The sequence below is a fragment of the Halomicrococcus pelagicus genome, assembly GCF_050954125.1.
The window spans coordinates 30348-49222 of sequence record NZ_JBPBWC010000002.1; the positions used below are offsets into that span (position 1 = coordinate 30348).

22 protein-coding genes are annotated in these 18875 nt (G+C 67.2%); 17 read left to right on the forward strand and 5 right to left on the reverse strand.

Annotated features, from left to right (window positions below):
• Nucleotides 1-8: 8 nt before the first annotated feature.
• The 13 genes from ACRYA2_RS04845 (at nucleotide 9) to ACRYA2_RS04905 (ending at nucleotide 11369) form a co-directional block, all read left to right on the forward strand.
• Nucleotides 9-992, forward strand: a complete 984-nt coding sequence (locus tag ACRYA2_RS04845) for an aldo/keto reductase (protein WP_433624796.1) — start codon at nucleotides 9-11, stop codon at nucleotides 990-992.
• A gap of 77 nt (nucleotides 993-1069) precedes the next feature.
• Nucleotides 1070-1360, forward strand: coding sequence for a 50S ribosomal protein L21e (locus ACRYA2_RS04850; RefSeq protein ID WP_113277196.1), 291 nt, complete (start codon nucleotides 1070-1072; stop codon nucleotides 1358-1360).
• A 4-nt stretch (nucleotides 1361-1364) separates the two neighbouring features.
• Nucleotides 1365-1721 (forward strand): RNA polymerase Rpb4 family protein, encoded by a 357-nt coding sequence (locus tag ACRYA2_RS04855; RefSeq protein ID WP_113277141.1) that lies wholly within the window; start codon nucleotides 1365-1367, stop codon nucleotides 1719-1721.
• A gap of 57 nt (nucleotides 1722-1778) precedes the next feature.
• On the forward strand, nucleotides 1779-2351 hold the full coding sequence (locus ACRYA2_RS04860) for a DUF655 domain-containing protein (protein ID WP_433624799.1): 573 nt from the start codon (nucleotides 1779-1781) through the stop codon (nucleotides 2349-2351).
• Between the two features lie 107 nt (nucleotides 2352-2458).
• Complete coding sequence (locus ACRYA2_RS04865) at nucleotides 2459-3361, forward strand: 16S ribosomal RNA methyltransferase A (protein WP_433624800.1); 903 nt, start codon at nucleotides 2459-2461, stop codon at nucleotides 3359-3361.
• Nucleotides 3361-4560 (forward strand): mechanosensitive ion channel family protein, encoded by a 1200-nt coding sequence (locus ACRYA2_RS04870; RefSeq protein WP_433624802.1) that lies wholly within the window; start codon nucleotides 3361-3363, stop codon nucleotides 4558-4560. The genes ACRYA2_RS04865 and ACRYA2_RS04870 overlap by 1 nt, the downstream gene beginning before the upstream one ends.
• Nucleotides 4557-5132: a HemK2/MTQ2 family protein methyltransferase gene (locus tag ACRYA2_RS04875; protein ID WP_433624804.1), complete on the forward strand. Its 576-nt coding sequence runs from the start codon at nucleotides 4557-4559 to the stop codon at nucleotides 5130-5132. The genes ACRYA2_RS04870 and ACRYA2_RS04875 overlap by 4 nt, the downstream gene beginning before the upstream one ends.
• Nucleotides 5133-5319: 187 nt before the next feature.
• Nucleotides 5320-6321 (forward strand): 5-methyltetrahydropteroyltriglutamate--homocysteine methyltransferase, encoded by a 1002-nt coding sequence (locus tag ACRYA2_RS04880; protein ID WP_433624806.1) that lies wholly within the window; start codon nucleotides 5320-5322, stop codon nucleotides 6319-6321.
• A complete protein-coding gene (locus ACRYA2_RS04885; protein WP_433624808.1) occupies nucleotides 6318-7400 on the forward strand; it encodes a methionine synthase in 1083 nt (360 codons plus the stop codon). The genes ACRYA2_RS04880 and ACRYA2_RS04885 overlap by 4 nt, the downstream gene beginning before the upstream one ends.
• 510 nt (nucleotides 7401-7910) lie before the next feature.
• Nucleotides 7911-9263 (forward strand): RNase J family beta-CASP ribonuclease, encoded by a 1353-nt coding sequence (locus tag ACRYA2_RS04890; protein ID WP_433624810.1) that lies wholly within the window; start codon nucleotides 7911-7913, stop codon nucleotides 9261-9263.
• Nucleotide 9264: 1 nt separating this feature from the next.
• The gene (gene idsA3, locus ACRYA2_RS04895; protein WP_433624812.1) at nucleotides 9265-10320 is read left to right on the forward strand and encodes a geranylfarnesyl diphosphate synthase; all 1056 of its coding nucleotides are present in this window, start codon (nucleotides 9265-9267) and stop codon (nucleotides 10318-10320) included.
• A 146-nt stretch (nucleotides 10321-10466) separates the two neighbouring features.
• Nucleotides 10467-10781, forward strand: a complete 315-nt coding sequence (locus ACRYA2_RS04900; protein ID WP_433624814.1) for a hypothetical protein — start codon at nucleotides 10467-10469, stop codon at nucleotides 10779-10781.
• Nucleotides 10782-10838: 57 nt separating this feature from the next.
• Complete coding sequence (locus ACRYA2_RS04905; protein ID WP_433624816.1) at nucleotides 10839-11369, forward strand: hypothetical protein; 531 nt, start codon at nucleotides 10839-10841, stop codon at nucleotides 11367-11369.
• Between the two features lies 1 nt (nucleotide 11370).
• Here the strand turns inward: ACRYA2_RS04905 and ACRYA2_RS04910 are convergent, their stop codons facing one another.
• The 3 genes from ACRYA2_RS04910 to ACRYA2_RS04920 form a co-directional block, all read right to left on the reverse strand.
• On the reverse strand, nucleotides 11371-12369 hold the full coding sequence (locus ACRYA2_RS04910) for an ornithine cyclodeaminase family protein (protein ID WP_433624818.1): 999 nt from the start codon (nucleotides 12367-12369) through the stop codon (nucleotides 11371-11373).
• Nucleotides 12370-12414: 45 nt separating this feature from the next.
• Nucleotides 12415-12645, reverse strand: a complete 231-nt coding sequence (locus ACRYA2_RS04915; protein WP_433624820.1) for a DUF8015 family protein — start codon at nucleotides 12643-12645, stop codon at nucleotides 12415-12417.
• A 268-nt stretch (nucleotides 12646-12913) separates the two neighbouring features.
• The gene (locus ACRYA2_RS04920; RefSeq protein WP_433624822.1) at nucleotides 12914-13909 is read right to left on the reverse strand and encodes a TIGR04024 family LLM class F420-dependent oxidoreductase; all 996 of its coding nucleotides are present in this window, start codon (nucleotides 13907-13909) and stop codon (nucleotides 12914-12916) included.
• A gap of 169 nt (nucleotides 13910-14078) precedes the next feature.
• Between ACRYA2_RS04920 and ACRYA2_RS04925 the strand changes: the two genes are divergently transcribed.
• Together ACRYA2_RS04925 and ACRYA2_RS04930 are read left to right on the forward strand one after the other, a co-directional pair.
• The gene (locus tag ACRYA2_RS04925) at nucleotides 14079-14654 is read left to right on the forward strand and encodes a plastocyanin/azurin family copper-binding protein (RefSeq protein WP_433624824.1); all 576 of its coding nucleotides are present in this window, start codon (nucleotides 14079-14081) and stop codon (nucleotides 14652-14654) included.
• A gap of 160 nt (nucleotides 14655-14814) precedes the next feature.
• Nucleotides 14815-15129, forward strand: coding sequence for a HalOD1 output domain-containing protein (locus tag ACRYA2_RS04930; protein ID WP_433624826.1), 315 nt, complete (start codon nucleotides 14815-14817; stop codon nucleotides 15127-15129).
• 154 nt (nucleotides 15130-15283) lie between these two features.
• On the opposite strand, the gene ACRYA2_RS04935 is transcribed toward ACRYA2_RS04930, so the two are convergent.
• Nucleotides 15284-16699 (reverse strand): geranylgeranyl reductase family protein, encoded by a 1416-nt coding sequence (locus ACRYA2_RS04935; protein WP_433624828.1) that lies wholly within the window; start codon nucleotides 16697-16699, stop codon nucleotides 15284-15286.
• Nucleotides 16700-16821: 122 nt separating this feature from the next.
• On the opposite strand from ACRYA2_RS04935, the gene ACRYA2_RS04940 reads away from it, so the two are divergent.
• A complete protein-coding gene (locus tag ACRYA2_RS04940) occupies nucleotides 16822-17151 on the forward strand; it encodes a 2Fe-2S iron-sulfur cluster-binding protein (protein ID WP_433624830.1) in 330 nt (109 codons plus the stop codon).
• On the opposite strand, the gene ACRYA2_RS04945 is transcribed toward ACRYA2_RS04940, so the two are convergent.
• Nucleotides 17152-17970, reverse strand: coding sequence for an AAC(3) family N-acetyltransferase (locus ACRYA2_RS04945; protein WP_433624832.1), 819 nt, complete (start codon nucleotides 17968-17970; stop codon nucleotides 17152-17154).
• A 137-nt stretch (nucleotides 17971-18107) separates the two neighbouring features.
• On the opposite strand from ACRYA2_RS04945, the gene ACRYA2_RS04950 reads away from it, so the two are divergent.
• Nucleotides 18108-18875, forward strand: coding sequence for a YihY/virulence factor BrkB family protein (locus tag ACRYA2_RS04950; RefSeq protein WP_433624834.1), 768 nt, complete (start codon nucleotides 18108-18110; stop codon nucleotides 18873-18875).

An 18875-nucleotide genomic window follows, 5' to 3' on the forward strand; every position in this document is an offset into this window, starting at 1 on the left:
CCAGGGACATGGAACGACGCGCACTCGGGACGACGGGAGCGGACGTGACGGCGGTCGGTCTCGGCACGTGGGAGGTCGGCTCCGACTGGGGCGAGGTGTCGGAAGCGGAGGGTCGGCGGGCCATCGAGGCAGCGCTGGACGCGGGCGTGAACTTCATCGACACCGCCGACGTGTACGGCGACGGTCGCAGCGAACGCCTCATCGCCTCGGTGCTCGAGGAGCGCGAGGAAGAGCCCATGGTCGCCACGAAGGCCGGCCGGCGACTCGACCCGCACGAGGCCGCGGGGTACACCGCCGAGAACCTGGAGCGGTTCATCGACCGGAGTCGCGAGAATCTCGACGCCGAGACGCTCGACCTGCTCCAGTTACACTGTCCGCCGACGGACGTCTACTACCGGCCGGAGGTGTTCGACGCGCTGGCCGACCTCCGGGAGGCAGGGAAGATAGCCCACTACGGCGTCAGCGTCGAGCGCGTCGAAGAGGGGCTGAAGGCCATCGAGTACCCCGGCGTCGAGACGGTCCAGATAATCTTCAACCCGTTCCGCCAGCGCCCCGCGGACCTCTTCTTCCGGGAGGCGAAACGCCGGGACGTCGGCGTCATCGTTCGCGTGCCGCTGGCGTCCGGCCTGCTGACGGGCGAACTCTCGGCCGACACCGAGTTCCCCGAGGACGACCACCGGAACTTCAACCGCGAAGGGGAGGCGTTCGACCGCGGCGAGACGTTCGCCGGTGTCCCCTACGAGCGCGGCCTGGAGGCCGTCGAGGCGCTGCGGCCGCACGTCCCCGACGACGCGACGATGGCGCAGTTCGCGCTCAGCTGGATCCTCTCGTTCGACGCGGTGTCGACGGTCATCCCCGGCTCGACGAACCCCGACCACGTCCGGGAGAACGTTGCCGCCGCCGACCGTCCGGCCCCGAACGACGCGCAGATGGCGGGCGTCCGCGACGTGTACGAGGAGTACGTCTTCGACGCGGTTCACCACCGCTGGTGACGGCGACCCGCCGGCGTGGACGAGCGGCGCGGAACGCACCTTTTATAACCGTCACCGAACAAGACGGACGTACGACTATGCCGAGTTCGAACGGACCCTACAACACTACTCGAGACAAACTGTCGAACGACCCGCGATCTCGCGGCACGTCCCCGCCCCAGCGTGCGGTTCAGGAGTACGAGGTCGGCCAGAAGGTCCACCTGAAGATAGACCCGAGCGTCCCCGACGGCCGATTCCACCCGCGCTTCGACGGCCACACCGGCGAGGTCGTCGGCGAGCAGGGGACTGCCTACAAGGTCGTCATCGACGACCGCGGCAAGGAGAAGACGCTCATCGTCAAGCCGGCTCACCTCCGCGCCCAGGAGTAGACGCATGACCATCTTCAAGGAAAAGCTCGACGAGGACCACCTCACCACCGCCGAGGCCAAGGAACTCCTCGCGGACATCGAGACGGACCGCGCCCTGGACGAGGACCGCGAGATGCCGTACAACCTCGCGCGAGCTATCGACCACGTCAACCGGTTCGCCCTCCTCGACCCCGACGAGTCCCGTGAACTCGTCGAGAAACTGCTCGACGAGGAGAAGGTCGACGAACCCACGGCGTACAAGATCGCGGACCTGCTGCCGAAGGACCGCGATGAACTGCGCGCGGTGTACGCCCAGGAGCGGTTCACGCTCTCGGGCGACGAACTCGACGACATCCTGAACGTCGTGGCGCAGTACGACTGATCGTCCCTCGACCATCTGACCGATTCTTTAAGTGATTCGTCGCCGTTATCTACGACAATGAGTGAATCCGAGAGCGAACGCGAGACAGCCGTGTTGCTCGACTTTCTTCCACACGGGAGGGCCGAAGACGACCGGCCACAGTACCAGAAGCCGCCGCTGGCCTACGCCCTGACCGAGGCGGAGTTCCGCCTGCTCGAACTGACGTTCGACCAGGACGCCGACTCCGGCATCGGCGACCGAGTGGTCGTCGACCCGCCGGAGGAACGCGAAGGGGTCGAGGAGGTCCGGGAGATAGAGTACGAGGACCTCTCGGGAACGGCCCAGTCCGAACTCGAACACGCCGTCAAGGACATCGTCGAGAACGACCGCCAGCGGTTCGTCGACTTCTACAACGACGCCCAGCCGATTACGCTCCGGCTCCACCAATTGAACCTCCTGCCGGGCATCGGCAAGAAGCTCCGCAACAACGTCCTGGAGGAGCGCAAACGCCAGCCGTTCGAGAGCTTCGACGATATCGAGGAGCGGGTCGCCGGCCTGCACGACCCGAAGGGCGTCCTCGTCGAACGCATCCTCGAGGAGGTCCGTGAGGACGACCTGAAGTACCGGACGTTCGCCCACCGCGACGAGTAACCGAAGGCGGGCCGCCGACGGTCGAATCGCCGCCGTCGCCCGGACGAACGCCGCATCCGGGCGACTCGGTGGGTTTACCCCGCTCCACGCGGTATCCGGCAGTAACGATGGCACGCACGCCGAGCGACGAGTTCCGGGACCCGGACGCGCTCGTCCGCCGCGCCGGGGTTCGCGCCGACCCGAACCGCGACCAGCACTTCCTCGTGGACGACCGGGTGCTCGACCGTCTCCCGGAGTACGCCGAGGGAATGGACCGCCGGCACGTTCTGGAAGTCGGTGGCGGTACCGGCGCGCTCACCGACCGTCTGCTGGCGGTCGCCGACGAGGTGACCGTCGTCGAGCGCGACCCGGACCTCGCGGCGTTCCTGCGAGAGGAGTTCGAGGGCGACGTGGCGGCGGGACACCTGACGGTGGTCGAGGGCGACGCTCTCGACGTCGACCTTCCCGAGTTCACTGCGTGCGTCTCGAACCTCCCGTACGGCATCTCCAGCGAGATAGCGTTCCGGCTGCTACCGCGCGGGAAGCCGGCGGTGCTGATGTTCCAGAAGGAGTTCGCCGAGCGGATGGCCGCCGAGCCGGGGGAAGACGACTACGGTCGCCTGTCGGTGACCGCGGGCCACTACGCCGACGTCGAGGTCGTCGAGGTCGTTCCCCGGGAGGCGTTCTCGCCGCAGCCCGAGGTCGAGAGCGCCGTCGTCCGGACGACGCCCCGGGACCCCGAGTATGAGGTGCCCGACGAGGCGTTCTTCCTCGATTTCGTCAAGGCCGTCTTCACCCAGCGCCGCAAGACCATCCGGAATGCCATCCGGAACACCGCGCACATCTCGGGACTGGACGACGCCGACGCCGTGGTCGACGCCGTCGAAGCGGTGAGCGACGGTGAGTCCGAGGCCGACCTGCGCGAGGTGCTGGGCGAGAACATCCTCCGGAAGCGCGCGGGGAACGTCACGCCGGCCCAGTTCGCGGCGCTGGCGCGGCTCGCGGACGAACACGGGCGGGGTGGGAGCTGATGCTAATGGGGACGCTGCTCGTGCAGGTCAATGGGTTCCCCCGTTTCGACGTCCGCTGGCTCATCGGGGGGTTCATCCTCCTCTCGGTCGTCGGGGCCGCGGCGTTCTCGTGGCGACTCCGCGCCAGACTCCGACGCCGTACCCTCGACGCGCTGGCGGACGTCGTCGTGCTCTTCTCGTTCCTCACCTTCGTCGCGCTGGCGGTCGTGACGTGGCTGTTCCTCTGGGACAAGGTCAACACCAGCGTCGTGTTTGCGAACAGCCCGCTCGACAGTCTGGACCGGGAGGTGGCGGACTCGACCATCTGGACTGCGGGCCAGACGCTGCTCGTCGTTGCCCTCTCCTACATCGTCGCGGGATTCGTCAGCGACACCCTCGACCGGTTCGTGCAGGACCGAAAGACAATCTCGGAACACCAGGCGCAGGTGTTCTACCGCCTCACCCAGTTGTTGGTGTACGGCGTCGCCGTCATCGTCATCCTCGGTCTGTGGAACGTCAACCTCACCGGTCTGCTCGTCGGGGCGGGCTTCCTCGGCATCGTCGTCGGCATGGCCGCCCGCCAGACGCTCGGAGCGCTGCTGGCGGGGCTCGTGTTGATGTTCTCGCGGCCGTTCGAGATCGGCGACTGGATAGAGATAGACGAACAGGAGGGCATCGTCACCGACATCTCCATGGTCAACACGCGCATCCAGACGTTCGACGGCGAGTACGTGATGATACCGAACGACGTGGTGGGCGGGAGCACCATCACCAACCGCTCGCGGAAGGGACGGCTCCGCCTCGAAGTCGACGTGGGCGTCGACTACGACGCGGACGTCGAACGCGCGGCCGAACTCGCCGCGGACACCATGAAGGAGATAGACGACGTGCTGTCGGTGCCGACGCCCCAGGTCGTCTCGAAGGAGTTCGGCGACTCCGCGGTCGTGCTCGGTCTGCGGTTCTGGATCGACAAGCCGAGCGCGCGCCGGAAGTGGCGCGCCCGCACCGCGGTCATCAACCGGGTCAAGGAGACCTACGAGGACGCCGGCATCAAGATACCGTTCCCCCAGCGGGAACTCGGCGGGCGCGAGGAACACGGCGGCTTCAAGATCGCTGGCGGTCGTTCACAGCACGTGGAAGCGACCACCGACGGCGGCCCGGGAGAGGAGTCCGACGACGAGAGGCACGAGCACGGGTCCGACGGGAGCGACGACGCGTGACCGACCTCGCCGAACTCCGCGACGCGGAGACACCGGTGTATCAGCCTGCCGAAGACTCCCGCCTGCTCGCGACGGTCGCCGTCGACCACGTGGACGCCGACGAACGGGTCCTCGAGGTCGGGACGGGGTCGGGATACGTCGCCGGGACGGTCGCCGCCGAGACGGGCGCTCGCGTCGTCGGGTCCGACGTGAACCCACACGCCTGCGAGCAGGCGCGCGAGCGCGGAGTCGAGACGGTCCGCGCGGACCTCGTCACCCCGTTCCGGGACGCGGTCTTCGACGCCGTCCTCTTCAACCCGCCCTATCTCCCCACCGACCCGGAGACCGAACGCGACGACTGGATGGAGCGGGCGCTCTCCGGCGGAGAGTCGGGACGGGCGGTCATCGAACCCTTCCTCGACGCGGTGGGGCGCGTCCTCGCCCCGGACGGCCACGTGTTCCTGCTCGTGAGCAGCCTCACCGGCGTCGACGCGGTGGTCGAACGCGCCGCCGCGAACGGATTCAGCGCCGTCGCCCTCCGTGACGAGTCGTTCCCCTTCGAGACGCTGACCGTGCTGAAACTGCTCCGGTGACCACGACCGACCTCCGGAACGGACTCCCCCGCGTCGACCGAAGCGAACGTCGGGACCGCGACGATTTTTCCTCCGTCGACCCGGGACGGTCCTCCAGGGTGTTCGACAATCGGTAGCACCCCTCATGCACTGCGGTTATTTTTCGGAGTGGAAAATATTAAGCCCCAGCATTTCGTAGGGCAGGGTGATGACAGAGCGCGTCGCTACGACACCGGGCGTCTACCCGCTCCCGGACTGGGCGAAAGACGACCTCTCGGACCTGAAGGGCCACCAGAAAGAGGACCTGATTTCAGGCGACGAGAGCGAGGACGTGACCGCGATATACGAGGAGACGCGAGCCGAGGTCGTCGAGGCACAGCAGACCGCTGGCCTCGACAGAATCGTCGAGGGGCAGTTGCGGTGGGACGACATGCTCGCGCACCCCCTCACGGTCCACGACAACGTCGAGACCCGGGGCATCGTCCGCTACTACGACAACAACAACTTCTACCGCGACCCCGTCGTCACCGGCGACCTCGACTTCGACGGTGACGTGGCCGACGAACTGGCGTCCGCCGCGGAGCTGACGGGCTCCGACTCCCTGCAGGCAGTCCTTCCCGGTCCCTACTCGCTGGCCGACCTCGCCACCGACGAGCACTACGGCGACGACGAGACCTTCCTCGCGGCCGTCGGGGAGTTCCTGGCCGGCGAGGCGGAGGCGTTCCCCGACGTGGAGACGCTGTTCCTGCTGGAACCGTCGCTCGTCGAGAACCCGCCGGGCGACGGCGAGGACGCCCACGCAAGCGAGGCCATCGACGCCGTGGCCTCCGCGACCGACGCCGACGTGGTCGTCCAGAGCTACTGGGGGTCGCTCGACGAGAAGGTCCACGCCCACCTGCTCGACGCCGACGTCGACGCCGTGGGCTACGACCTCGTCGCGGACCACGAAGGCGCGGTCGAGAACGTCAACGAGTACGGGACGAAAGACTCGGTCGCGCTCGGCCTCGTCGACGGCCAGAACACGCGGGTCGAGTCTCCCGAGACCATCACGGAGCGCGTCGAGTGGTTCGAGGAGCAGACGCCCGTCAACGAGTTCGAGACGGTGTACCTCACGAGCAACACCGAGCTGTTCTACCTGCCGTACGCCAAGTTCGAGGCGAAGCTCGCGGCGCTCGGGGAAGCCGCCCGACTGCAGGAGGTGGAAGCATGAGCGGCGAGGACGACCGCGCGACCCGCGAGCAGTTCCGCCCCGCCGACCACGGGAACGACAGCTTCATCCTGACGACCGTCGTCGGGAGCTACCCCAAGCCGAAGTGGGTCGACCGCTGTCGAGGCCTGTACGAAGACGACGACGCCGACTTCGACGAGGACGCCTGGCAGGAGGCGAAAGACGACGCCTCGCGGCTCATCACCGACGAACACGAACGCGCGGGCCTCGACGTGATCGTCGACGGCGAGATGCGACGCAACGAGATGGTCGAGTACTTCGCGCACCGCATCGACGGCTACGAGTTCAACGGTCCCGTCAAGGTCTGGGGACACAACTACTTCGACAAGCCCTCGGTCGTGAGCGACGTCGAGTACGACGAGACGTGGCTCGTCGACGAGTACGAGTTCACCAGCGACGTCGCCGACCGTCCCGTGAAGGTACCCATCACCGGCCCGTACACGCTGGCCAGCTGGAGCTTCAACGAGGCGTACGACGACGAGGAGTCGCTGGCGTACGACCTCGCTGACCTCGTCAACGAAGAGGTGGAGAAGCTGGTCGAGGCCGGCGCTCGCTACGTTCAGATAGACGAACCGGCGCTGGCGACGACGCCGGACGACCACGCCATCGTCGGCGAGTGCCTCGAACGCATCGCTGCCGGCATCCCGGACGACGTCTACCTCGGCCTCCACGTCTGTTACGGCGACTACTCGCGCATCTATCCCGAGATTCTCGGCTTCCCGGTCGACGAGTTCGACGTGGAACTCGCCAACGGCGATTACGAGCAACTGGAGGTGTTCAAAGACCCCGCGTTCACGAAGAACCTCGCGCTCGGAGTCACCGATGCTCACGTCGCCGAGGTCGAGAGCGTCGAGGAGATCAAGGCGAACATCCGGAAGGGCCTCGAGGTCGTTCCGCCGGAGCGCCTGACGGTGAGTCCGGACTGCGGGCTGAAGCTCCTCCCGCGAGAGGTCGCCTACGGCAAGATGGCGAACATGGTCCAGGCCGCCCGCGAGGTCGAGGAGGAACTTGACGAGGGAGAAATCGACGTGTCGCGCTCACCCGTCACCGCCGACGACTGACGCATCGCGGCTCGTCACCGGCGAACGCGAACGTGCAAGCCGCGACGTGATCGTCGACGGCGAAGCGACCGTCGTGTGGCTGACAGGCGGCGCGCGTACCTTCCTCCCGGAACGCCGCGCGCCGCACGCTCGCGTTCGCGTTCCGGCCCCGGTCACGTCACGGACCGCCCTGGTCCCGTCTTCGTACTTGAACTTCCGGGCGGTCGTCACGGCTTCGTCGCTCGAAGCGCCGACGGTGGCGGACCGACGCCGATTCGCTGCGTACCGCTTTCCTCGGGGATGTCCCTCTCACGGACGTCCGTTCGCGTTCGATACCCCGCAGTTTTTATTACCCGGGGGCGTAGATGGGACCAGACTGGGCAACTCGCGGGCGTGCGGCATCGCCGCGCGCGAGTGCCAGACCGACGTGCTGCAAGACGCCGGGGTCTGACGCTCGCGGCCCCGCGAGGATTTCAGTGAGCAATGCAACCGCCGCGTGGCGCGGCGTTTCAATGCTTGAGGTAAGCAACTATGGAAATCGAAATCGCAACCATTGGCGGATACGAGGAAGTCGGACGGCAGATGACTGCCGTTCGAGCGGGAGACGACGTTGTCATCTTCGACATGGGACTGAACCTCTCGAAGGTTCTACTCCACGACAACGTCGAGACGGAGAAGCTGCACAGTCTCGACCTGATAGACATGGGTGCCATCCCGGACGACCGGGTGATGTCCGACCTCGAAGGTGACGTCCAGGCCATCGTGCCCACCCACGGTCACCTCGACCACATCGGGGCCATCAGCAAGCTGGCTCACCGGTACAACGCACCGGTCGTCGCGACGCCGTTCACCATCGAACTGGTCAAACAGCAGATTCAGAGCGAGGAGAAGTTCGGCGTCGAGAACGACCTGATAAAGATGGAGACCGGCGAGACGATGTCCATCGGCGACAGCGGCAAGGTCGACCTGGAGTTCGTCAACGTCACCCACTCCATCATCGACGCCATCAACCCCGTCGTCCACACGCCCGAGGGCGCCGTCGTCTACGGACTCGACAAGCGGATGGACCACACGCCTGTGCTCGGCGACCCCATCGACATGAAGCGGTTCCGCGAAATCGGCCGCGAGGGCAACGGCGTCCTCTGTTACATCGAAGACTGTACGAACGCGGGCCGGAAGGGCCGCACGCCGAGCGAATCGGTCGCCCGGCGGCACGTCAAGGACGTGCTCTACAGCATGGAGGACTACGACGGCGGTATCGTCGCGACGACGTTCTCCAGCCACATCGCCCGCGTGAAGAGCCTCGTCCAGTACGCCCAGGAAATCGGCCGGACGCCGGTGCTCCTCGGACGCTCGATGGAGAAGTACTCGGGAACTGCCGAACGACTCGACTTCGTCGACTTCCCGGAGGACATGGGCATGTTCGGTCACCGCAAGTCGGTCGACCGGACGTTCAAGCGCATCATGAAGGAGGGCAAGGAGAACTACCTGCCCATCGTCACGGGCCACCAGGGCGAGCCGCGTGCGATGCTCACCCGGATGGGCCGCGGCGAGACGCCGTACGAACTGGAAAACGGCGACAAGGTCGTCTTCTCGGCGCGGGTCATCCCCGAGCCGACCAACGAGGGCCAGCGCTACCAGTCCGAGCGTCTCCTGAAGATGCAGGGCGCACGCATCTACGACGACGTCCACGTCTCCGGCCACCTCCGCGAGGAGGGCCACTACGAGATGCTGCAGGCGCTCCAGCCACAGAACGTCATCCCGGCCCACCAGGACATGCAGGGCTTCGCGCCGTACGTCGACCTCTGCGAGAGCCAGGGCTACGACCTCGGCCGGGACCTTCACGTCACCAGGAACGGCAAGCTCATCCAGCTGGTCGATTGATATGACTGACGCGAGCACGGAGTCGCGCGAAGAAATCGTCACCGAAGCGGTCGCGAAGCGACGCGAACTGGTCAACGAGGCCATCGAGGAGGACCTCCCGATCACCGAGCCGGAGCGCCTCTACGAAGCCTCGCGGTACCTGCTGGACGCGGGCGGCAAGCGACTGCGCCCGACCGTCCTGTTGCTCGTCGCGGAGGCGCTGGCCGACGCGGAGCCACTCTCGGAGGCGTATCGCAAATTCCCCGCGCTCGACGGGACCGAAGTGGACGTGATGGCCGCCGCGGTCAGCATCGAGGTGATCCAGTCGTTCACGCTCATCCACGACGACATCATGGACGACGACGACCTTCGCCGCGGCGTCCCCGCCGTCCACCGCGCCTACGACACCGAGACGGCTATCCTCGCCGGTGACACGCTCTACTCGAAAGCGTTCGAGATAATGCTGGAGACCGACGCCGCGCCGGCTCGGACCGTCGAAGCCGTGGACGTGCTCGCGTCGACCTGTACGCGAATCTGTGAGGGCCAGGCCCTCGACGTGGCGTTCGAGGAACGTCCCGAGGTCCTGCCGGAGGAGTACCTGGAGATGATAGAGAACAAGACCGCCGTGCTGTACGGCGCGGCGTCGACCCTCCCCGCCGTGCTGCTCGGCGCCGACGAGGAGACCGCCGACGCGCTGTACCGGTACGGCATCGACGTCGGGCGAGCGTTCCAGATCCAGGACGACGTGCTCGACCTGACGGTGCCGAGCGAACAGCTCGGCAAGCAGCGCGGCAGCGACCTCGTGGAAGGCAAGCAGACCATCATCACGCTCCACGCCCGCGAGCAGGGCGTCGACGTCGACGCGCTCGTGGAGACCGAGGACGTGGACGCCGTCACGGAGGCCGAGATCGACGAGGCGGTCGCGCGACTGCGCGAGGCGGGCAGCATCGAGTACGCGAAGGAGAAAGCCGAGACGCTCGTCGAGCGCGGCAAGGACCACCTCGACGTGCTCCCGGAGAACGAGGCCAGCGACACGCTCCAGGAGATAGCGGATTACCTCATCGAGCGCAGCCACTAGGTCCGCTCGCCCGCCCGTTTTTTTGGCAGTCAACGACGCCGCGAGCCTGCGCTGGGTTGCGAACGCCGAATCGTCCGCACACCGGGTCCGTGGAGTCCCACGGGACGGCCGGAAGTTCCTAACAGCGAGGTTTCGTAGCCCGTGGCATGGACGACATCGAGGACGCGGTGGACGACGTCGAACAGAAGGTCGACGAGGCGACGGACGACGTCGGCACGGCGAGGATCGTCTACGACCACCCGGAGGACGGGACGACGGAACGGGAGGTGGAGAACGACGACATCGTCTACTTCGACGACCACTGGCTGGTGAAGGTCGGCGAGGACGAGAGCGGCGACGACCTCGTCAGGCGGATTCCCCGGGACCGCGTCCACTACGTCGAACGCTCCATCGAGGAACTGGAACAGAAGGTTCAGAGCGTCGTCGAGAAGACCAAAGAACAGTTCGGCTGGTGGGGGTGACGACGAGGCTCCGGGAGCGCCGTCACGGCTATTGATTGTCGGTCCGTCAGACGCCGTATGGTCACCGACGACGGGAGTACGCGAGGCGTCGACCGCCGACCGGACGAACGACTGGACCGACGAGAGGAGGAGTCGGCCAAACCGGACGGCCAGGGAGCCCTCCGGGCGGGACTGGTCGGCGGCCTGTTCGGCACGGTCGTGATGACGGTGTTCCGCGCGCCGATCGCGAGGTCGCTGCCGCCGACCGCGGCGTTCCTGGCGAAGTTCGTCGGGGGACGACCGGACGACCATCCCGCAGGCGCGCTGGCGCTGCACCTGCTGTACGGAATCGCCGCCGGCGGCGTGTTCGGGGGGCTCGTCGCGGCGTCGGACGGCGAGCGCGTCGCGGGCGAACTCGGCGCGAGCGAGGAGACGACCGGGCTGGTCGCCGGGACGGCGTACGCGCTCGCCCTCTCAGCGTTCGGCGAGCGAGTGCTTCTCGGTCGTCTGCTGGACATGGACCTCGAGGACGACGAGTCGATGATCTTCCACGCCGGACACGTCGTCTACGGCGTGGCGCTCGGCGCGTGGGTCGGGTCGCGGTCCTGAGTCACTCGCCGGTCAGCACCTCGCTGGCGGGCGAGAGCGATATCGTCGACCCGAGGTCCTCGGACCGGGCCTTCTCGTAGAGCAACTGCGCCGCGGCGACCGTCTCGATGCCGGTACCGCCGCTGTCGAACACGGTCACCTCGTCGTCGGACTCGCGACCGGGGGCCTTGCCGGCGACGACCTCGCCGAGTTCGGCGTGGACGTGGTCCTCAGAGACGACGCCCTCCTCCAGCGCGTGGAGGAACGACCCGGCGTCCTGGGTGACCCGGTCGCGCAGGTCGGGTACGTACGTCGCCCGCGCGATGGTCTCCGCGTCGAGTTCTCGCTTCTCCGGGTGGTACTGCCCCATCGCGGTGACGTGCGTGCCGTCGTCGAGCAGGTCGCCGTCGAACACCGGTTCGCTGGCGTTCGTCGCCGTCACGACGACGTCTGCGTCCTCGACCGCCGCGGCGCTGCTGGCGACGGCGGCCACGGAGGCGTCCAGTCGCTCGTTCATCTCGGCGGCGAACGACTCCCGGTTCTCCTTCGTCGGGGAGTACACCCAGACGCTGTCGAGGTCCCGGACGGTCGCGGTCGCTCGCAACTGGCCGCGGGCCTGTGCGCCGCTACCAACGATAGCGAGCTTCGTCGCGTCCTCGCGCGCGAGCGCGTCCACGCCCACTGCGCCCGCCGCGCCGGTCTTGAACGGGTTCATGCTCGCGCCGTCGAGCAGGGCCTTCGGTTCGCCGCTCTCGGCGTCGAACAGCGGCGTCACGAACCAGGCGTCTCGCTCGCCGAAGCCCGCGGTGTACATGTATCCCCCCATCGCACCCGTCTCCGGCAGGACCGCGGAGTAGCCCGTCAGCATCCCGGTCGGCTCGTCGTTGACGAGCGTCGTCCGCGGCTCGGCGGGTGCGCCCTCGCCTCGCTGGCGGTAGCCCTCTCGGACGGCCTCGACGTACTCGCCGGGCGTCGCCAGTCCGGATACGTCGTCGCTCGTCAGAAACAGCGTATCGGTCATAGCTTGCACGTCGAACGCCAGCGACAAAACAGTTGAGGGCGGAGTTCAGTCGGCCGAGTTGAAGCGACCGGAGTTGGGGGCCGAACCGGGGGACGAGGAGGACGCGGTGTCTACGGGGCCGTTGACGAAGAGCGCGTGCCCGACGAGCAGTACGGATACGCCTGCTCCGAGGGGAACCGCCGTACTGAGTGCTACTCCGACGACGTTGAGGGCGGCGGTCACGCTGACCAGTGCGAGCGGAATCAGGCCCAGGATGAAATCGTAGTATCGCGTCATAATCTATTATAGAATATGCAGGGTAGGTATATAACTCTTTCCCGTAGGTGAACTACCAGTTCTATATAGGCACTCGGTATTCACCGAGTTGGTTCCTCATAAGTTATGAGGTGGTCATGCGGATTTCAGCTCGATACGGAGGCCGAAAACCGGAGATACAGCCGTTACAGGCGGCAGCTGGTATTCCTTTCAGTAATTCGACGTGGCCGGCGAAGCCGGCGGCTCGCGGAGTCGACGGCGTCGGGCAGCGAGAGAAGAGGGTCGCGGGTCAGGGTGCGAGCGCGTCCATGGTCTCGCGGACCTGGTCGAGGTCCGCACCGCGGGGGAAGCTCACGGCGACCCTGTCGAGGCCGTCGACGTCGCGGAACTTCTGGAGTTCCTCGCGGGCGCGTTCGGGCGTCCCGGCGGCTCCGAGGTCGTCGAGCAGTTCGTCGGAGACGAGTTCGGTCGCACGCTCCTTGTCGCCGCTCCCCCAGGCGGCCGCGATGTCGTGGGCGCACTCCTCGTACCCCTGGCGGGCGAGCGAGTCGCGGTAGTAGGTTCCCATCCCGCCGACGTAGAAGGCTGCGTGCTGGCGGGCCAGGTCCCGGGCGCGCTCCCCGTCCGGAAGCGCACAGCAGGTCAGCGAGAGGGTCGTCCGGACGTCCTCGGGGTTGCGGTCGCCGAGGTCCGCACCGCGGCGCAGGTCGTCGAGTCGCTCGCGCAGGCCGTCCGGCGTGAATATCGTCGCGTGCCAGCCGTCGGCGAATCGACCCGCGAGTTCCACGGCCTTGGGACCCATCCCGGCGGCGTCGACCCCAGGCGGGTCCTCGGGTGGGTCACAGCGCAGGCGGAACCCGCCGAGCGTGAACACGTCGCCGTCGTAGTTCACCTGCTCGCCGGCCAGGACGGCCTTGATTATCTCGATGCTCTCGCGGGTGCGCCGGAGCGGCCGGTCGAAGTCGCTGCCGTGCCAGCCCTCGACGACGGCGGGACCGCTCGGCCCGAGACCGACCCGGAAACGGCCGTCCGACACCTCCTGGAGCGTCGCGGCGGTCTGGCCGACGAGCGCGGGTGACCGCGAGTAGACGTTCCAGATGCTCGGACCGAGTCCGACCTCGTCGGTGCCCTGGGCCATGGCGGTCAATGCGGTCACGGCGTCGCGGCCCCACGTCTCGGGGAGCCACACGTGACCGTAGTCGAGTTCTTCGGCGCGCTGGGCGAGGTCGACGAGGGTGTCGACGCTCGGCTGTGCGGAGACCGGAAGGTGAATATCGAGGCTCATCCGCACGCAACTCGTGTACGTGTCACCGTATCACTATCGGTGTCCAGACGTCGACAGACCGCTCCTCGCGCGACGGCCGTCGCTCGCTGTCGCTTCGAGTCGACGCCGCGACGGTACGCCGAACAGGGTCGGCGAAAAGGGCTTCCCGAAGGACGTCGATGGACGTTCCATGGGGGAGACCACGACGCGGCGCGGATTTCTCCGCGCACTGTCCGGGGGAACTGCAGCGACGGCGGCCGCCGCGACCGCGGACGAGACGGCGGCGCAGGGCCAACAGACGATCGACATGACGGACCAGCTTGTGTTCGACCCGGATTCGGTCACGGTCCAGCCGGGGACGACGGTCGTCTGGGATAACGTCGGGTCCGTTCCGCACTCCGTGACGGCCTACGAGGACCAGATTCCCGGCGAGGCGGAGTACTTCGCCAGCGGCGGGTTCGACAGCGAGGACGCCGCCAGACAGGCGTATCCCGAAGGGTCCATCGGCGGGGGCGAACAGTACGAGTACACGTTCGAGACCGAGGGGGACTACGAGTACTTCTGCATTCCCCACGAGTCGGCGGGGATGGTCGCGTCGATAACGGTCGGCTCGGGCGGTGGAGAGGGCGGCGGCGGCGGTGGCGGAATGCCGGCCATCCCGGAGAGCGCGAGGACGCTGGGCGTCGCCACCGTCTCGGCGATGGCTTCCGTCCTCGTGCTGGTGTACTTCTTCCTCAAGTACGGCGGCGACTACGGACTCGACTGAGCCGTGCCGAACCAGGGTCGCAAGCGACGAACGCACCGACGCCGACACACTTGAAGCCCGACCAACATTTTCAAGATTATACGGCAATTTTTATAGTCCTCTACGGCTACTGTCGGAGTAGGTAGACGCGGTCTCGAACCGCGACTGGAGGAACATCTACATGAACGGGAACATCAACGACGACGAAGGTGGAGCTATCGCGAACGTGGGACAGACGAACCAACACACGAAATACGCGGAAGAGGAGCCGCTAAGCACGGCGGTCGTCATGGCGCTCGCCGACGCCGCCGGCGTCGAACCGTCCGAGATTGGGACGCCGCTGTACGACACCATCGACCCGGACGCGCTCGACAATCTATTTAGCGACAAGCTAGACGGCTCGCCGCGAGTCGGCGGCCAGGTCGTATTCACGATTCGTGACTACGAGGTGACCGTCTACAGCTACGGCGAGATCGTCGTCCGCGACCTGAACTGATCGGTGGGACTGGGGGCGACCGAACCGTCGGCGGAACGTTTTCGAAGAGGCGTCTACAGGCTATTCTCGTCGCAGCGACGACCAGCGAAGCGTACCGTCCGCGAACGGGAGAACGCCGTCGACGGCATCGTCGAGGGCGACGTCTGGTGGTCGGTCAGTACTTCGGGTCGGCGCCGGTCGTCTCGTACACCCGGTCGAGCAGCGAGTCGCGGGTCTCCTGCCAGGCCGGGAGGCCGCGAGGGTCGGCCGGGTAGCGCTCGTAGTGGTCGATGAGGTCGTCCGCGAGGTTCTTCGTCCGATAGAGGTCGTAGACGAGGTCGAAGTGGCCCAGCGACCGGACCGCGGTCCGGAGCTTCAGCTTCCAGCCGATGTTGGCGCTACCGGAGTACAGCGCCTCCGAGAGCTTCTGGGTCGGGAGCGCACCGAGCAGCCCCATCAGGTCGTCGACGTCCACGGCGGTCGTGAAGATGTTGTACACGTCCAGCCCCGCGTAGCGAGCGCCGAAGTGGTCCATGACCCGCTCGTTGTACTCCCAGAGCGCGGTCTCGCCGACGTCGCCGGTCTCTATCGCCTCGACCGCCTGCTCGGCCGCGTACTTGCCGGCGTACGCCGCGCCCGCGATGCCGCCGCCCGTCGTCGGGTTGACGTGGCCGGCGGCGTCGCCAACCGCCATGAAACCGGGGGCCACCGCCGAGTCGTAGGGCCGACGGGTGGGGAGTGCCGCGCCGAGCTTGTCCTCGACGGTCGCGCCCTGGAACTCGGGGCGGTCCCGGAGGTCGTTCTTGAGGTCCTCGACGAGATGCATCGGCTCCTCGTTCATCTGGAAGCCGAGCCCGGCGTTTATCTCCGTGTCCGTGCGCGGGAAGTACCAGAGGTAGCCCGCCGCTCGGTCGGTCGGCTTGAACACGAGCGCGTCGTCCCACTCCACCGGTTCGTCGACGTGGACGACCTCGCGGTACGCCGAGCAGAACTGCGAGTAGCTGACGTTCTGGTCGAAGGTGGCGTCGTCCAGGTCGGCCTTGTCCTGCAGGATGGAGAGCGCGCCGGCGGCGTCGATGACGACGTCCGCATCGTACTCGACGACGTCGCCGTGTCGCTTGCCGCGGACGCCGGTCACCCGCCCCGTCTCGTCCTGTTCGACGTCCTGGACGACGGTGTCGTAGTGGAACTGCGCGCCCGCTTTCTCCGCGCCCTCGATGACGAGACGGCCGTACTCCCATCGGTCGATGACGGCGAGTTCGCCCGGGACTGGAATCTCGAGGACGGTGTCCTCCTGGGGTATCTCGAAGCGACCGTGGTCGACGTCCGTGTTCGTGAACGCCGACTGTATCTGGGACTTGGGGATGGCCTCCGGGAAGGCGTCCGCGCCTTTCAGCGCGTCGCCGCAGGCGATGTGACCCGCCTCTCGCTCGGACTTGCGCTCGACGACAACGACGTCGTACCCCTCGCGGGCGGCGGTCGCGGCCGCGTAACAGCCCGAGGTCCCCGCGCCGACGACGACGATGTCACCGGTCCACGCCCGGTGGCTCGTCGAGTCCCCCTCGACGGTGTCGTACTCCTGTGTGGTCATGCCTTCCGCTACGGAACGGAACCGAGAAAACTCTTTATCACCGGATGTGTCCTCGCTCGGACGACGTAGAACGGCCAGTGCCGTGATAAAGAGTTTAGTCCGGGTCCTTCGTACCGCGGACCATGACCGAGTACACCGTCGAGTTCGTCGGATGGGCGGAGAGCATCGAGGTCTCCGACAAGGAGACCATCCTGAGTCGCTGCATCGAGGAGGGCATCGCCCAGGAGTACTCCTGCCGGGTCGGGATGTGTCTCGCCTGCTCGGCCAAGATAGTGGAGGGCGACGTGACCCAGCCCGCGGCGCGCGGTCTGACCGAGGAGGAGGCGGAGGAGTACGCGCTCACCTGCATGGCCCGGCCGCAGAGCGACCTGAAACTCGACCGCGGCCAGTACCCGCCGAGCATCGAAGCCGACGCCGAGGCGACCGCCGGCGACGCGGCGGCCGACGACTGATTACCCTCGGTTCTCCGCGAACCACTCCGCCGCGTAGTCGACGAGCGCCCGCTGGGGGACGAGTTTCGCGTCCGCCAGACCGACGGTTCCCCGCGCGAGTTCGCCGGAGCGGTCGCGTTCGAAGTCCCGACCCACCGCCTCGAAGTCGCCGGCGTCGTAGTCGAGTTGCTCGAATGTGACCGTCTTCGACTCTCCGTCGTCGTCCAGCACCGGCGCTTCCTGCGTCGACGACCCTCGCCCGGGGTCGCCGCGATGCTCCGCGAGGTGGAACGACGTGTTGGTGTCGTACCCCGTTCCGAGCATGAGGACCGTCCCGTCACGGTCGTACAGGCGGGCCAGCGGCGACGCCTCGCCGAGTCCGTGGTCGTACCCGTGGTCGTCGACGACGAACGCCGCGTCCGCACCCCACGCGGCGAACGAGTAGATGGGGTGGCGGCTCCGCAGGACATCGGGGTACGTCCGGAAGCACTCGGGTATCGCCCCCATCGAGCGCGTCGGCGTGACGGCCGGCCGGAACGGCGGACGCTCGGTCGTGATTTCGTCTACCCAGTCGTCCGGGACCGGCGGGTTCCGCCAGTCCGTCGGGTCCGAGTACTGCGTCGAGTGAGTCGGCATCACGAGGGTCCCGTCGGGCGTGAGGACCTCCATCAGCGCGTCGACGACGGCCGGAGGACCGACGGCGACCCACCCGAGCGACGACAGCGACGAGTGGACGAGGACGGTGTCGCCCGACCGGACGCCGAGGTCGCGGAGGTCGTCGGCGATTCGCTCGACCGTCAGCGGTTCATCCATGCGCTCGATGGCGTCTGCTTCGGTCACGACGGACGCTCCATGGGGAACGTCACCATGCGCGTCGCGTATAAGCGTCGCGACAGGCCGCCGCCCCGTCCGGCCAAACTACACTTCATTCCGGACGCGAACGTTGAAACATGGGATTTGTTTCGACGGTGCGGTCCGTGATAGATCTCGCACGCGAGCGCAACATCACGTTTCTCGCCGCGAGCTTCGCTTACTACGCGTTCGTCTCTCTGTTCCCGCTGTTGTTGCTGGCGGTAGCTATCGGAACGTACGTGGGTGGCGACGCGTTCGCCGACGCCATCGTCCAACAGACGAAGCAGTATCTCTCCTCCGAGGGTGCGACCCTCGTACGGCGGACGATACAGAATACCGGGGGCAACGTCGGGGCGTCCGTCGTGGGACTCGTCGTCCTGCTGTGGAGCGGCCTGAAACTGTTCCGGGGGCTCGTCCTCGCGTTCGAGGAGGTGTACGAGGCCTCCCCGGACCCGGGCATCGTCGAGCAGATAAGGAAGGGTCTCGTGGCGCTCGGCGGCGTGGCGCTCGGCCTCGGGCTAATGGTCGCCGTCGGCGCGGTGCTCGGGGCCTCGCTGCTGCAGGGCATCCCCTACCTCCCCGTCGTCGGCGGCGTCGTACTCCTGCTGGGACTCGCCGCCGTCTTCTTCCCGCTGTACTACGTGCTCCCGCCCGTCGACGTGTCGTTCCGCGAGGTGCTGCCGGGGACGGCCGTCGCCGCCGTCGGCTGGCTGGCGCTCCAGGGCGGCTTCCAGCTCTACGCGGGCGGGTCCGGGAAGTTCGGCCTGACCGGTATCCTCGGCTCCGTCCTCGTGTTCCTGACGTGGCTCTACTTCGCCGGCGTCGTCCTGCTGCTCGGCGCGATCGTGAACGTCGTCGTCGAGGGACGGAGCGGCTACCTCGCCGGGCGCTGA

Coding starts and splice junctions, on each gene's coding strand:
- ACRYA2_RS04845 (WP_433624796.1), top strand. CDS start 9: ATGGAACGACGCGCACTCGGGACGACGGGAGCGGACGTGACGGCGGTC.
- ACRYA2_RS04850 (WP_113277196.1), top strand. CDS start 1,070: ATGCCGAGTTCGAACGGACCCTACAACACTACTCGAGACAAACTGTCG.
- ACRYA2_RS04855 (WP_113277141.1), top strand. CDS start 1,365: ATGACCATCTTCAAGGAAAAGCTCGACGAGGACCACCTCACCACCGCC.
- ACRYA2_RS04860 (WP_433624799.1), top strand. CDS start 1,779: ATGAGTGAATCCGAGAGCGAACGCGAGACAGCCGTGTTGCTCGACTTT.
- ACRYA2_RS04865 (WP_433624800.1), top strand. CDS start 2,459: ATGGCACGCACGCCGAGCGACGAGTTCCGGGACCCGGACGCGCTCGTC.
- ACRYA2_RS04870 (WP_433624802.1), top strand. CDS start 3,361: ATGCTAATGGGGACGCTGCTCGTGCAGGTCAATGGGTTCCCCCGTTTC.
- ACRYA2_RS04880 (WP_433624806.1), top strand. CDS start 5,320: ATGACAGAGCGCGTCGCTACGACACCGGGCGTCTACCCGCTCCCGGAC.
- ACRYA2_RS04885 (WP_433624808.1), top strand. CDS start 6,318: ATGAGCGGCGAGGACGACCGCGCGACCCGCGAGCAGTTCCGCCCCGCC.
- ACRYA2_RS04890 (WP_433624810.1), top strand. CDS start 7,911: ATGGAAATCGAAATCGCAACCATTGGCGGATACGAGGAAGTCGGACGG.
- idsA3 (WP_433624812.1), top strand. CDS start 9,265: ATGACTGACGCGAGCACGGAGTCGCGCGAAGAAATCGTCACCGAAGCG.
- ACRYA2_RS04900 (WP_433624814.1), top strand. CDS start 10,467: ATGGACGACATCGAGGACGCGGTGGACGACGTCGAACAGAAGGTCGAC.
- ACRYA2_RS04905 (WP_433624816.1), top strand. CDS start 10,839: ATGGTCACCGACGACGGGAGTACGCGAGGCGTCGACCGCCGACCGGAC.
- ACRYA2_RS04910 (WP_433624818.1), bottom strand. CDS start 12,369: ATGACCGATACGCTGTTTCTGACGAGCGACGACGTATCCGGACTGGCG.
- ACRYA2_RS04915 (WP_433624820.1), bottom strand. CDS start 12,645: ATGACGCGATACTACGATTTCATCCTGGGCCTGATTCCGCTCGCACTG.
- ACRYA2_RS04920 (WP_433624822.1), bottom strand. CDS start 13,909: ATGAGCCTCGATATTCACCTTCCGGTCTCCGCACAGCCGAGCGTCGAC.
- ACRYA2_RS04925 (WP_433624824.1), top strand. CDS start 14,079: ATGGGGGAGACCACGACGCGGCGCGGATTTCTCCGCGCACTGTCCGGG.
- ACRYA2_RS04930 (WP_433624826.1), top strand. CDS start 14,815: ATGAACGGGAACATCAACGACGACGAAGGTGGAGCTATCGCGAACGTG.
- ACRYA2_RS04935 (WP_433624828.1), bottom strand. CDS start 16,699: ATGACCACACAGGAGTACGACACCGTCGAGGGGGACTCGACGAGCCAC.
- ACRYA2_RS04940 (WP_433624830.1), top strand. CDS start 16,822: ATGACCGAGTACACCGTCGAGTTCGTCGGATGGGCGGAGAGCATCGAG.